This is a genomic window from Symbiobacterium terraclitae (genome assembly GCF_017874315.1).
Taxonomy (GTDB): domain Bacteria; phylum Bacillota; class Sulfobacillia; order Symbiobacteriales; family Symbiobacteriaceae; genus Symbiobacterium; species Symbiobacterium terraclitae.
In genome coordinates this window covers 1-13,770 of the sequence record NZ_JAGGLG010000040.1, presented here as the reverse complement: position 1 = coordinate 13,770, position 13,770 = coordinate 1, and the positions used below count along the sequence as shown (strand labels likewise).

6 protein-coding genes are annotated in these 13,770 nt (G+C 71.2%); 5 read left to right on the top strand and 1 reads right to left on the bottom strand.

Going from position 1 to position 13,770, the window contains the following annotated elements; genetic code table 11:
* The first annotated feature begins 434 nt into the window (after positions 1 to 434).
* From addB to J2Z79_RS16760, 4 genes are all read left to right on the top strand, one after another.
* Positions 435 to 3,938, top strand: coding sequence for a helicase-exonuclease AddAB subunit AddB (addB, locus tag J2Z79_RS16775; protein WP_209468057.1), 3,504 nt, complete (start codon positions 435 to 437; stop codon positions 3,936 to 3,938).
* Positions 3,928 to 7,941 (top strand): UvrD-helicase domain-containing protein, encoded by a 4,014-nt coding sequence (locus tag J2Z79_RS16770; protein ID WP_209468056.1) that lies wholly within the window; start codon positions 3,928 to 3,930, stop codon positions 7,939 to 7,941. The genes addB and J2Z79_RS16770 overlap by 11 nt, the downstream gene beginning before the upstream one ends.
* A 133-nt stretch (positions 7,942 to 8,074) precedes the next feature.
* Positions 8,075 to 9,580: a bifunctional diguanylate cyclase/phosphodiesterase gene (locus J2Z79_RS16765; protein ID WP_209468055.1), complete on the top strand. Its 1,506-nt coding sequence runs from the start codon at positions 8,075 to 8,077 to the stop codon at positions 9,578 to 9,580.
* An 86-nt stretch (positions 9,581 to 9,666) separates the two neighbouring features.
* Entirely contained in the window at positions 9,667 to 10,956 is a 1,290-nt protein-coding gene (locus J2Z79_RS16760) for an NCS2 family permease (protein WP_209468054.1), read from the top strand.
* Positions 10,957 to 11,390: 434 nt separating this feature from the next.
* Here the strand turns inward: J2Z79_RS16760 and J2Z79_RS16755 are convergent, their stop codons facing one another.
* Positions 11,391 to 12,287 carry a LysR family transcriptional regulator gene (locus tag J2Z79_RS16755; protein WP_342589528.1) on the bottom strand — a complete coding sequence of 299 codons (897 nt, stop codon included), beginning with the start codon at positions 12,285 to 12,287 and terminating at the stop codon, positions 11,391 to 11,393.
* 119 nt (positions 12,288 to 12,406) lie between these two features.
* Here J2Z79_RS16755 and J2Z79_RS16750 point away from each other — a divergent pair, with 119 nt between their 5' ends.
* Positions 12,407 to 13,624, top strand: coding sequence for an MDR family MFS transporter (locus J2Z79_RS16750; RefSeq protein ID WP_280953776.1), 1,218 nt, complete (start codon positions 12,407 to 12,409; stop codon positions 13,622 to 13,624).
* Positions 13,625 to 13,770 lie beyond the last annotated feature (146 nt).

Below are 13,770 nucleotides of genomic sequence, written 5' to 3'. Positions count from 1 at the left end.
AGCGCAGCGAAGCGAGCACGCTCGTCTGCCGAGGAGCGTCACGGCGTGGTTGGCGGCCTGGGCGCCGATTCACGGGCGATCGGCCCCCGGGCAGCAGAGGCGCAGGCGCATCAGGGCGCTGAGTGCAAAGCTCCGCAGGCAGGACGGTGTGAGCGCAGCGAAGCGAGCACGCTCGTCTGCCGAGGAGCGTCACGGCGTGGTTGGCGGCCTGGGCGCCGAGTTCCGGGCGATCGGCCCCCGGGCAGAAGAGGCGCAGGCGCATCAGGGCGCTGAGTTCAGAGCTCCGCAGGCAGGACGGCGCGAGCGCAGCGGAGCGAGCACGCCCGTCCTGCCGAGGAGCATTACAAGGGTAAGGCGCCCGGAGCGCCAAGCACTGCTGCCCGGGGGTCTACCGCACATAGGACCAGGGAGTACGACACGAAGGAGGTCCCACCATGGGCGTGCGCTTCATCATCGGCAGCGCCGGCTCCGGCAAGAGCCAGGTCTGCCTGGACGAGCTCACACGCGCGGCGCTGGCCGCGCCGGACGGCCCGCCGCTGATCCTGCTCGTGCCGGAGCAGGCCACCTTCCAGGTGGAGCAGGCCCTGCTGAGCGGCGGCCGGCTGAAGGGCATCGTGCGGGCGCAGGTGCTCTCCTTCCAGCGGCTGGCCTGGCGGGTCTCGCTGAAGGTCGGCGGCCTTGCGCTGCCGCCGCTCTCCGACCTGGGCAAGCAGATGGTGCTGCGCGCCCTCCTGGAGCGGCGGCGGGGTGAGCTGCGGCTCTTCCACCAGGTGGCGGACAAGCCCGGCTTCATCGAACGGGTGGCGGGCTCCATCCGGGAGCTGCGCAGCTACCAGCAGGGGCCGGACAGCCTCCGTCGGCAGCTGGCCCAGCTGGAGGCCGAGGGCCTGGGCGAGACGGCGCTGGGGGCGAAGCTGCACGACCTCTCCCTGGTGATGGCTGACCTCCGGGCATACACCGAGCACAGGTTCACCGACCCCGACGATTACCTCACCGTCCTGGCGGACCGCCTGGATGAGAGCGGGCTGCTGGACGGTGCCGAGGTCTGGGTGGACGGCTTCAACGGCTTCACGCCGCAGGAGCTGGCGGTGCTGGCCGCGGTGATGCGCTCGGCCCGGCAGGTCCACGTGAGCCTCTGCATCGCACCGGGCCAGCTGTACAAGGCCGGGGGGCACCACAGCCCGGCAGACCTGTTCCACCCGGCGCTGACCACCTACGACCAGCTGATGGCGCTGGCCGCCGAGCACGGGGTGGCGGTCGACCCGCCCCTGCTGCTGCAGGAGAGCCCCCGCTTCCGCGGCGCCCCCGAGCTGGCGCACGTGGAGCGCTACCTCTTCCGGCAGTCAGCGCCGGCCTGGCCGGGGACGCCCGGGCGCATCGCCCTGGTCGAGGCGCAGAACCGGCGGGAGGAGGTGGCGGCGGCCGCCCGGGAGGTGCTTCGGCTCGTCCGGGAGGAGGGGCTCCGCTACCGGGAGATCGCGGTGGTCGCCCGCAACCTGGACGGCTACGGCGACCTGACGGCCACCGTCTTCGCCGAGCACGGCATCCCGGCGTTCATCGACCGCCGGCGGCCAGTGGCCCACCACCCGCTGGTGGAGCTGCTGCGGTCGGCGCTGGAGGTGGTGGTGCAGGACTGGGCCTATGGCCCCGTCTTCCGCTACCTCAAGACCGATCTCGCCGGCGTCAGCCGCGACGAGGTGGACCTGCTGGAGAACTACGTCATCGAGCACGGCATCCGGGGCGGCGCCTGGCAGCAGCAGGAGCCCTGGCAGTACCTGCGCCGCTACACGCTGGAGGAGGAGGCTGCGCCGGCGGGGGCCGGGCAGCTGGCCCTGCTGGAGCGCATCCACCGCATCCGCAGCCGGGCCACGGCGCCCCTCCTGGCCTTCCACCGGCGGATCGCCCGCCGGGGCCGCCAGGGGTTGACGGTGCGGGAGCTGACCACCTGCCTGTTCCAGCTGCTGGACGAGCTGAAGGTCGCCCGCGAGCTGGCGGCGTGGAAGGCGGACGCCGAGCGGCAGGGCGACCTGGAGACGGCCCGGGAGCACGAGCAGGTCTGGACCGGCGTGCTGGAGCTGTTCGACCAGGTGGTCGAGGGGCTGGGCGAAGAGCGGCTGACCCCGAAGGAGTACCTGCAGGTGCTCTCCGCGGGACTGGACGGCCTGCGGCTCGGGCTGATTCCCCCCGGCCTCGACCAGGTGATCGTGGGCACCGTGGAGCGGAGCCGGCACGCCGGCGTGCGGGTCACGCTCATCCTGGGCGCCACCGAGAAGGACTTCCCGCCACAGCCGGCGGAGGACGCCATCTTCACGGACCGGGAGCGGGAGCGGCTGAAGCAGGACGGCCTCGACGTGGGGCCCACCAGCCTCGAGCGGCTCTTCCAGGAGCAGTTCCTCACGTACGTGGCGCTGACCCGGGGCTCGGACTTCCTCTGGATCAGCTACCCTCTGGCGGACGAGTCGGGACGGGCGGCGGCGCCCTCGCCCGTGGTCGGCCGGCTGCGCCGCCTCTTCCCGGAGCTGAGGCCGCGCCCGGCCGTCCCCGCTGCGGCCTCCGCCCACGAGGCGCTGGAGGCCGTCACCACGCCGGCGCAGCTGGGAGCCGCCGTCGCCCGGGCGCTGCGGCAGGCCCGCGCGGGCTACGCCCTGGACCCGGGCTGGCTGGACCTCTACCAGTGGGCCGTCACCGACCCCGCGCTGCGGGAGGCGAGCGCACCGGTCCTCGCGGCCGTCGGCTACGAGGAGTGGCTCCGCCGGCGCGGGGCGCCGCTGGGGCCGGACCTGGCCCGGCTGCTCTACGGGGAGCGGCTCGTGACCAGCGTCAGCCGGCTGGAGTCGTTCCTCGCCTGCCCCTTCCGCCACTTCGCCGGATACGCCCTGCGGCTGCAGGAGCGTGCCCAGTTCCAGGTGAGCGCGCCCGAGTTCGGCCTGTTCTACCACGCGGCGCTCTCGCTCTTCGTGCGGGAGCTGCAGGCGGAGGGCCTCGCCTGGGACGCGCTCTCCCCCGAGGAGGCGACGAGCCGCATGGACGGCCTGGTCGACCGGCTGGCCCCGCGGCTGCAGAGCGAGATCCTGCTCTCCAGCCCCGAGCACCGCTACCTGCTCCGGGTGATCCGGCGCACGCTGCGGGCGGCGCTGGACTTCCTGGGCGAGCACGTGGCCCACGGTCGGTTCCGTCCCGTGGCGGTGGAGGTGCCCTTCGGCGAGGGCGAGGACGGCCTGCCGCCCGTGGAAGTGAGCCTGCCCGGCGGCGACCGGGTGCTGCTGCGCGGCCGCATCGACCGGGTGGACGCGCTGCAGGCGGACGACGGCAGCTGGCTGGTGCGGGTGATCGACTACAAGTCCGCGCGGCGCGAGCTGAGGCTCGGCGACTTCTACCACGGCCTGGCGCTTCAGCTCCTGCTCTACCTGTGCGCCGTGGTCGAGGGCGGTGAGGCGCTGCTGCCCGGGGCGCGCATCCCCGCCGGAGCGCTCTACTTCCCGGTCCACGACCCCCTGGAGTCTCTGCCGGCCCCGCAGCCGGCCGACGAGCTCCGGCGCCGGCGCCGCCGGCAGTACCAGGCCCGGGGGCTGGTCAGCGCCGATCCGGCGGTGATCATCGCCATGGACGGCGACGGGATGGGACTCATTCAGGCCAGGCTGAACCAGAACGGCACAGTGAGGAAGGGCTCGCCGGTGGCGGACCAGGCGCAGTTCCGGCAGCTGTTTGGCCACCTGAAACGGGTGGTGGGCGAGTGCGCCGCCCGGGTGATGGCGGGCGAGGCCGAGGTTGCCCCCTACCGGCTGGCGGGCGCCACGCCGTGCCGGTTCTGCCAGTACCGGCCGGTCTGCCAGTTCGACCCCGGCGTGGAGGGGCAGAACTACAGGCGGCTGGAGAGGATCGCCACCGCGGACGTGTGGCAGCGGGTGGCGGCGGGAGGTGAGTCGGTTGAGCGGTGACGTGCGCTGGACACCGGAGCAGGAGCAGGCGATCACGGCGCGGGGCGCCAACCTGCTGGTGGCGGCCGCGGCCGGCTCCGGCAAGACGGCGGTGCTGGTGGAGCGGGTGATCCGGCGGCTGATCGACCCCGCAGACCCCATGGACGTGGACGAGCTCCTGGTCGTCACCTTTACCGAGGCCGCCGCCACGGAAATGCGCGACCGCATCGGCGCCGCGCTGCAGGCGGCCCTGGCGCAGGACCCCGAGAACGAACGGCTGCAGCGGCAGCTGGCCCTTCTGGGCCGGGCGTCCATCAGCACGCTGCACAGCTTCTGCCTCACCCTCGTGCGCCAGTACTTCTACCGGCTGGGGCTCGACCCGTCGGTGGGCGTGATGGGGGAGCACGAGGCGCTGCTCCTTCGCCACGAGGTGCTGGACGAGCTCTTCGCCCGCCGCTTCGATGAGGAGGAGGACGGGCCGTTCCACGCCCTGGTGGATCGCTACGGCGGCGGCCGGGACGACGAGGGCCTCAGGAAGCTGGTGCTCGCGGTCTACGACCACATGCAGTCGCTGCCCTGGCCCGAGGAGTGGCTGGAGGAGAGCCTGGCCCGCTTCGACGTGTCCGAGGGCGCCGCCATCGACGACCTGCCCTGGTGGCCGCCGCTCCGGCGGCAGGTCAGGCTCACGCTGCTGCGGGCAGCCGACTCCCTGGCTGACGCGGGCCGCCTCGCGCGCAGGCCGCTCGGCCCCCTGGCGTACGCTGACCTGCTCGAAGCCGAGGAGGCCGCGGTGCGGCGGGCAGCCGAGGCCGAGACCTGGGCGGAGATGGCAGAAGCCGTCCAGGGGATCGCCTTCGGTCGGCTGCCCGGGACGGGGAAGGGCGCGGTCGACGAGGCGCTGAAGGAGGCCGCACAGGGCCTGCGGAACGCGGCGAAGAAGGCCGTGAAGGAGCTGCAGGAGCGCTACTTCTGCCGCCCCGCGGCCGACTGGCTGGCCGACCTGCGGGCGGTGGCCCCCCACCTGCGCACGCTGGGCGAGGTCGTGCGGGAGTTCGCCGCGGCGTTCCGGGCCGCCAAGGCGGCGCAGTCAGCCATCGACTTCAACGACCTGGAGCGGTTCGCCCTGGAACTGCTGCGCGACCCTGCCTCCACCCCGGACCGACTGGTGCCCTCCGACGTCGCCCGGGACCTGCGGGCGCGCTACAAGGAGGTCCTGGTGGACGAGTACCAGGACATCAACGGCGTGCAGGACGCGATCCTGACGCTGGTGGCCCGGGACGGGGAGGAGGGCCCGCCCAACCGGTTCATGGTGGGCGACGTGAAGCAGTCGATCTACCGCTTCCGCCACGCCGACCCCGGGCTCTTCCTGGCCAAGTACGCCGCGTACCGCCCCTGGCGGGGGAACGCCGAAGCCGCTTCGGCAGACGCCGCTCCCGGCGCCCGCATCGTGCTCGGCGCCAACTTCCGCAGCCGGCAGGGCGTGGTGGACGCCGTCAACTTCCTCTTCCGGCAGATCATGACCGCCGAGGCGGGCGAGATCGCTTACGACCGCGACGCCGAGCTGGTCTACCGCGCCGGCTACCCGCCGCTCCCTGCCGGCGGCGACGGCCCGACCGAGCCCCCGGTCGAGCTGCACCTGCTGGACGGCGAGGGATCCGGCGGGGCTGACGGCAGCGATGCGGGAGACACCGAGGCGAGCGGCGAGGCGGACGGTGCCGATGGGCAGGACGGCGACGACGGCGACGCGCTCGCAGCCGAGCTGGCCGACCTGACGGCGATCGAGCGGGAGGCCCGCCTCATCGCCCGGCGCATCCGGGAGATGGTCGACGGAACGCCGGACCGGCCGCCCCTGCAGGTCTGGGACCGGAAGGCGCGGGCGTACCGCAGGGTACAGCATCGCGACATCGTCATCCTGCTCCGGGCCACCACCGGGCGGGTCAACACGGTGATCGAGGTGCTGAGCCAGGCCGGCATCCCGGCGTACGGCCAGATGGCCACGGGCTACTTCAGCGCTACGGAGGTGGAGGTCTTCCTCAGCCTCCTGCAGATCCTCGACAACCCCCGGCAGGACATCGCGCTGGCCGCGGTGCTCCATTCGCCCATCGTCGGCCTGTCCGCTGCCGACCTGGCCCGCATCCGTCTGGCCGACCCCCGGGGCTCCTTCTACGACGCCCTGTTGGCAGCCGCCACGCCTGCGGCCAGCCGGCCGGAAGCCGCCGCGACTGCGGATCCGGTGGCCGGCCCGGAACGGGTTGTCGAGCGCGCCGCTGCGACTGCGCCGGAATCCGCCCCGGCGTACGGCGGCGTCAGCGGGTCCGAGGCCGATGAGGGCCGGCTGGACCAGGTCCTCGCCCGGTTCCTCGGCGCCCTGGAGCGGTGGCGGACCCTCGCCCGGCGCCGGCCGCTGAGCCAGGTGGTATGGCAGATCTTCCAGGAGACCGGCTACCTGCACTACGTGGGGGGCATGCCCGGCGGGTCGCAGCGGCAGGCCAACCTGCTCGCGCTCTACGAGCGGGCCCGCCAGTTCGACCAGTTCGCGCGCCAGGGGCTCTTCCGGTTCCTCCGCTTCATCGAGCGGCTCAGGGCCGAGTCGGCCGACATGGGCGCCGCGCCCGCCCTGGGCGAGGGCGAGGACGTCGTGCGGCTGATGTCGATTCACAAGAGCAAGGGTCTCGAGTTCCCGGTGGTCTTCGTGGCCGGCCTCGGCAGCAAGTTCGCCCGGCAGGATCTCTCCGGCGACCTGCTGCTCGAGCGGGGACTGGGCTTCGGCCCCATGCTGGTGGACCCCGAGGTCCGGGTGAAGTACCCGACCCTCGCCTACCACGCCGTGCGGGAGTCGACCCGGTTCGCCAGCCTGGCGGAGGAGCTGCGCGTGCTCTACGTCGCCCTCACCCGACCGCGGGAGCGGCTGGTGCTGGTGGGAAGCGCAGCGCGCCTGCGCAGCCGCTGCGAGCGCTGGGCCAGGGCGGCCGCCGTGGCGGGGTGGGCCCTGCCGGAGTCGCTCCTGCTCTCGGCCGACGACTACCTCGACTGGGTGGGTCCCGCAGTGCTGCGCCACGCCGGCGGCGAGCCGCTGCGCACCCTGGCGGGCCTGTCCCTGGACACGGCGTCCGGCCTGGACGCCGAGGTCCTGGGCGACCGCTCCCGCTGGCAGGTGACCATCTGGGACCCGGAGGCGCAGCAGCGGCTGCTGGAGCTCCCGGGTGCCGGCGGGGAGCGGGAGGAGCTGGACTGGGCGCGCATCGGCGCGGCCGAGCCCCTCGACCGGCCTCTGGATGAGGCCCTGGGCGAGGCGCTGCGCGCCCGCTTTGCCTGGCGCTACCCCTACGAGCCGGTGGTGCGCCGCTTCGGCAAGCTGTCGGTGACCGAGCTGAAGGGTCACTTCGACCCCGACGCCGACGCGCCGGGCGAGCCCCTGGTCGGGTCCGGTGAGGACGAGCGGGCGCAGCCCGCGGGCAGCAGCCTGTCCGGCCGGCCCCGGTTCCTCCAGGAGGAGCGCAAGGGGCTCTCGCCCACCGAACGGGGTACGGTGATGCACCTGGTGCTGCAGCACCTGGACCTGACCCGCCCGCTGGATGCGGCAGACGTGGCGGCACAGGTGGACGGCCTCGTGCGCAGGGAGCTGCTCACGGCCCAGCAGGCGGCCGCGGTGGACACCGAGGCCATCGCCAGCTTCTTTGCCTCGCCGCTGGGCCTGCGCATCCGCCAGAGGCCCGACCGCGTCCGGCGGGAGCTCTCCTTCACGCTGGCCGTGCCGGCGTCGGAGGTCTACCCCGACCTCCCGGCGGCGGTTGCCTGCGACGATGTGGTGATCGTGCAGGGCATGATCGACCTACTTCTGGAGGAGGAAGATGGGTACGTCCTGGTAGACTACAAAACCGACCGGCGGGAGCCCGAACAGGCGGCCCTCCGTTACGGAACCCAGATCCGGGTCTACCGCAGGGCGGTGGAGGAGATCCTCGGCCGGCCCGTCAAGGAGGCGTACCTGCACTTCCTGGCCAGCCACCGGTCTCTGTCCGTGTGAGTACTTTATACCCCCGCGCCACCCGCTTCGGGCTAGTGCCCGTGAACGGGTCTGCACCCTATAGCGTTAAGTGACGATTGTGATATTGTTGGGTAGGCAATATTGATGTTGCAATTGGCGCGGGGTGAAGCGCTTGAAACGACTCTCGTCTCTTTCGCCCGCGACCCGGAAAGCCGCCCTGACCTCGCTGGTCTACCTCTGCGTCTCGCTGGTCTGGATCTGGGGGTCAGACCGCGTCGCCGACCGGTGGTTGGACACGGTCGGTCTGGGCTGGAACGTGCAGACCGTGAAGGGGTTTCTCTTCGTCATCGCAACCGCCGTGTTCCTGTTCCTCCTGAGCCGCAACCTGGCCGACCAGGCTGCCGGCTCACAACCCGCCGGATCCGCCGCGGACAACGCCTTCGGCCTCGGGGGCCGGTCTGGGCTGATCCGTCGCCTGGGCGACCTGCTGGCCGACGGCCGGGAGGGGACGCTCATGGTCCTGGACGTGGACGGCATGCGGCTGGCCAACGACAGCCTCGGCCATGACGCCGGCGATGCGCTCATGCAGTCCGTGGCGGCAGCCCTGATCTCCTGCACCCGGACGCAGGGCACGGCCTTCCGCCTGGACGGCGACGAGTTCGCCCTGCTGCTGCCCGGCGTGCCCACCCAGGAGGGGTACGAGCTGGCGCTGCAGATGCAGCGCTGGCTGGGATCGGTGGGCCGGGCGGCGGGCCGGCGGAGCCGGGTCAGCTTCTGCGCCGGCCTGGTGCCCGTGGTCCCGGGCATGGAGCCCCAGGACGTGCTGCTGATCGGTCAACTGCTGCTGCGGCGTGCCCAGCAGGGGGGCCAGGGCAGGATCCTGCCCCCTCCGGACGACGACGAACTCGCCGCGCTGCAGGCCGTGGCCCGCTGGGGCAAGCGCCTGACCGCTGCACTGAGGGGCGGGTGCCTCTTCCTGGAGTACCAGCCCGTCGTCGACCTCCAGTGCGGGCGTACCGCGTACGCCGAGGCGCTCCTGCGCCTGCGGGACGAGGACGGGGAGATGCATCCCGCCGGGGTGTTCCTGAGCGCCGCCGAGGAGTTCCGGCTGATGCCCGAGGTGGACCGGTGGTGCCTGGAGCAGATCATCGCCGTGCTGCGGGGGCACCCCGAGCTGAACCTGTTCATGAACCTGTCCGGACAGAGCCTGCGCGACCCTGACCAGCGCCGGTGGATCGCCCGGCGCGTCCAGCGCGCGCAGGACGTGGCCGACCGGCTCACGCTGGAGATCACCGAGACGGCCTGGGCGGGCGACGCCGAGGCCCTGCGCGCGTGGATGAACGAGATGCGCGCCCTGGGCTGCCGCTTCGCGCTGGACGACCTGGGGCACGGGTTCTCGTCGCTGGCCGCGCTGGCCAACCTGCCGGTGAACGTAGTCAAGATCGACGGCTCCTTCGTGGTGGGCCTCGCGCGCAACCCGGCCAACCGGTCGGTGGTGGAGGCGATCAACCGGCTGGCCCGGGACCTGGGGCTTCAGGTGGTCGCCGAGTGGGTGGAGGACGAGGACACCCGGTGCCAGCTCTGCGAGATCGGCGTGGAGCTGGGCCAGGGGTTCCACCTGGGGCGGCCGAAACCGCTCTCTGCACTGCTCAGCACTCTGAACCCCGCCGTCCAGTGACGGCGGGGTTTACCTGTGCTATCATGGGCAGCGTGAGCACCGCTCACGGGTGGGTGGAGGGACTTGAGAATTGGAGACAAGATATCGTGGGTTCTGTGAAGCGTACGCTCGAAAGGCAGTTTGATCTGAAGGCGCACGGCACGACGGTCCGCCGGGAGGTGATGGCCGGACTCGTCTCGTTCGTCACCGGGGTCCACATCGTGGTGGTGAACGCCAGGCTGATGGCGGAGGCGGGCATCCCGCTGGCAGCGGCCTCGGTGGCCACGGCGCTGGCGGCGGGGGCCGGGTCGCTGGCGATGGGCCTCTGGGCCAACGCTCCCCTCATGACGGTCACGGGTCTCGGCGATGCGGCGATCTTTGCGTTCACACTGGTGCAGGGGATGGGCCTGCGGTGGCAGGACGCGCTGGGGGTCGTCGCCGCGGCGGGGCTGCTCTGCGCCGCCCTGGCCTTCAGCCCGGCGGTCCACGGCCTGCTGCGGGGCATCCCCGCGTCGCTGAAGGCCGCGACCTCGGCGGGCATCGGCCTCTTCCTGGCCTTCATCGGCCTCCGCCAGGGTGGCGTGATCGTCTCCGGCGGGGCCAACCTGGTGGCGCTGGCCAAGCTGGGCGAGCCTGCCGTCGTCCTCACGCTGGTCACGCTGGCCGTCGCCGTGGTGCTCTACGTGCGGCGGGTGCCGGGAGCCTTCCTGATCAGCATCGCGGCGGGCACGCTCCTGGCCTGGGTGAGCGGCCACGCCGGCGGCGCGGGCATCGAGCCGCCTTCCCTGGCTGCGTACGCCGAGGTGGCGGGGGCCCTCTCGCTGCGGCGCATCGCCACGCTGCCCTTCTGGGCGGCCACCTTCTCGCTTGCACTGGTGGTGCTCTTCGAGAACCTGGGCCTGATGTACGGCCTGCTCCCGCAGAAGGAGAAGTTCCCGCGGGCGCTGCAGGCGACGTCCCTGGCGGTCGTCACGGCCAGCCTGCTGGGCGGCACGCCGACGGTGGCCGCGGGCGAGAGCGCGGCCGGAATCGCTGCCGGCGGCCGGACGGGGCTGACGGCCGTGACGGCGGGCGTGCTCTTCCTGGCGGTGCTGGCCGCCCTGCCGCTCGTCGGGCTGATCCCCTCCTCAGCCGTCGCGCCGGTGCTCGTGCTGGTCGGCGCGCTCATGTGCGAGCCGCTGCGGTCAATTCCCTTCGATGACCTCACCGAGGCCATCCCGGCCTTCCTGGTCATCCTGCTGATCCCGCTCACCTTCTCGGTGGCTGACGGCATCGCCTTCGGGCTGGTGGCCTACCCGCTGGTGAAGGCGGCCGCCGGCCGGTGGCGGGAGGTCAGCCCGGCCATGTACGCGGTGGCCGGCCTGTTCCTGTTGTACTTCGTGACCCGGGCGATCTGAGGGCGAACCCGGCCGTGCGCGATCCCCAGCCCCCCGGGGCGCGCCGGACTCACGCTCTACACACATGCGACGGGCGACCGCAGGACGGTCGCCCGTCCCTTGCCCGCGCGACAGCGCGCCCGTGGAGGGGCGCCCTGGGCGTGGAAGCGGAACCGGCCAGGCGCGGGACAGCAGCCGTGGGTTCAACGCCCTGTACCTCGTGCGGCAGCGGCAGGTCACGCTCAAGCGCCGTCGACAGCGAGGGGTAGCGTTCCACGGCACCCATCCTGGGCAGTGTGCGAACCAGGCCCAACTGGTGCAACTCAACCAAGCCGCGCCACACCCCGGCCAGACCATCACCCCGGGAGACCGGGGCAATCACCCAGTCCGGCGCGCTCCAGCCCATGTGCTCGTCCTCCTCCTTCGGTACGGGTGGCGCATGCCGGCTGAGCCACCTATGCGAGTTGGTTGTCGGGGTGGCGACAGCGCGCCGCGACGTGGGCGAACGCTGTTTGAACGCGCGCCAAGACCTCCACGGGCACCCGGCCGGTGCGATAGGCCAGCACAGTGGGCCGCGACAGGCCCGTTCGGATGGGGACCCTGCTCAGCTGGCCGCGGGCGATCTCTCGCGATACCGTCAACTCGGAGAGAAAACATAGTCCTGCGCCATTCGCTACAGCTTGCTTTGCCACTTCCACATCATCGGTGTAGATGGTCGGTTCCCATGACAGTCCATGTGCGCGGAGCCACTGGTCAACGGCAGCCGCATGTGCGGACCCGGGATCGAAGACGACCAGTCGTTCGCCCGCAAGGTCAGCGGGCTGGACGGCCGCCGGCCATGCGCGGCGGGAGTCGCTGATCAAGATCGTCTCATCTTCATAGAGGGGAACCAGTGACACCTGAGGGGCGGCCTCGACAGGGCGGATGATCGCGGCGTGCACGACCCCATCTTGCAGCATCTGGTAGAGCCTGCCAGTGTGGCCTGTCCGGATGTGCAGCTTCAAGTGCGGCAGCGCCTTCGTCAGCTCCCTGTACAGGTCATCAAAGAGATACGGGGCACTGCTGGCCAGGCCCAGAGCCAGGTGGCACTGCGCCTGGTCTCGCATTCCGGCGATGACGGACTCGGCCTCATCCGCGATGGCAGTGATCCGCTCCGCGTAGGGCAGAAGCGTTTCGCCGTAGGCGGTGAGGGTCAGGTGTCGGCCGTTCCGGTCGAACAGGGAGACGCCGAGTTCGTCTTCCAGCGCCCGAATGCGGGCCGTGACAGAGGACTGGGCCAGGTGCATCACCTTGCTCGCCCGCACCACCCCGTTGTGCCGTACCACCGTGACCAGGGCCTTTAGCTGGGAGATCTCCAGGGAGACTCACCTCCATTCGATGGTATCGATCTATCCTGCATTATAATCTATTTTTCCGATTGGTGTGGACCTTGGTAAAATGCATTCAAGAAACCGACGAGGGGTTGTCTTGAATGCACAACTGCTCAGGGCGCACCGGAGGTATCTTTCGGGGCCTCACGGCTGAACTGTGCGTGCTGTTGACCGGGTTTTTCGCCATGAACCTGGGGTATTTCATGGTCATTCCCCTGCTCGCCGTGTACATGACCACCGAACTGGCCTTTTCACCGCTGACCGCGGGCAGCATCATGGCCATCAGCGTCGGGGTGCAGAAGGGGCTCACCCTGGTGGGCGGAATTCTCTCCGACCGGTATGACCGCCGGTTCATCCTCCTCCTGGGGCTGGGATTGCGGGTGATCGGATACGCGCTGTTCGCCGCGTCCACCCAGGTGTACACCGTGACAATCGCCGCCCTGTTCGCCTCGCTGGGAGGCTCCCTGTTCGGTCCGCCCATCCGGGCGGCCCTCGCACAGGCGACTGGCCCGGAAAACCGACAGTCTGTCTTCGCCGCGCGCCAGATCGCCAACAACCTCGGTGCGACCGTTGGCCCCATGGCCGGTGCGGTTCTGGCGCTCTACGACGTGCGTTCCGCCTTCCTGGCAGGAAGCGCCGCACACCTCCTGCTGCTGCTCGCCGTCCTCCGGTTCGTGCCCAGGCTCGGACGCAGCCAGGACCAACGGGTGCGCTTCGGGCGGTTGATCATGGCGACTCTCACCAACCGGGCCATGTGGCAGTTCTCGGTGATGACGATCCTGTTCACGGTGATCTACAGTCAGCTGACCACCACGCTGCCCCTGCGGGCCGCGACGATGGCCCCACACAGCGCCTCCGCCGCAGCGGTGGCTGCCACGCTGTTCACCGTAAACGGGATCGGTGCGGTTGTGCTCCAGTTGGCCTGGATTCCGGTATCCCGAAAGGTTGCCTCCCTGAACGCCTTCCGCTGGGGGGCGGCACTGTGCGGGGCAGGGCTGATGGCAGCAGGCTTCGCGGGAGACCTGATCTCGCTCTACGCCGCGGTAATCGTCTTCACCCTGGGGGAGGTCCTGGCCATGCCCGCGATTGATGCGGTCATCGCGGAGATCGCCCCGGAACGCGCGCTGGGCTCCTACTACGGCCTTTCCAGCCTTGCATGGGCCGTGGGCGGGGCGCTGGGCAACACGCTTGGGGGCTGGCTCTCCCAGCAGGGACACCAGGGTGCTCTCCCGTGGATGTGCTTCATGGTATTGGGTGCTGCCGTCGCCCTGGCGGCCGGGAGGGTTGACCCCGGCAGGCAGAGGGCCCTGGCAAGCTGAACAGGACCTGGACGCAGACAGAGCAGGGAGGTTCCATCCCTGCTCTGTCCGTGGTACGCCTCGCAGTCTACGTGACTAGGGGGTTCAAGTCCCCCCTGTGCCTTTGCTCGTTTCACTTGGCACTGTAGCCTAAGAACAGTCCGCAT

Excerpts from the sequence above, each read along its gene's own strand:
- J2Z79_RS16750 (WP_280953776.1), top strand. The coding sequence starts at position 12,407 with ATGCACAACTGCTCAGGGCGCACCGGAGGTATCTTTCGGGGCCTCACG.
- addB (WP_209468057.1), top strand. The coding sequence starts at position 435 with ATGGGCGTGCGCTTCATCATCGGCAGCGCCGGCTCCGGCAAGAGCCAG.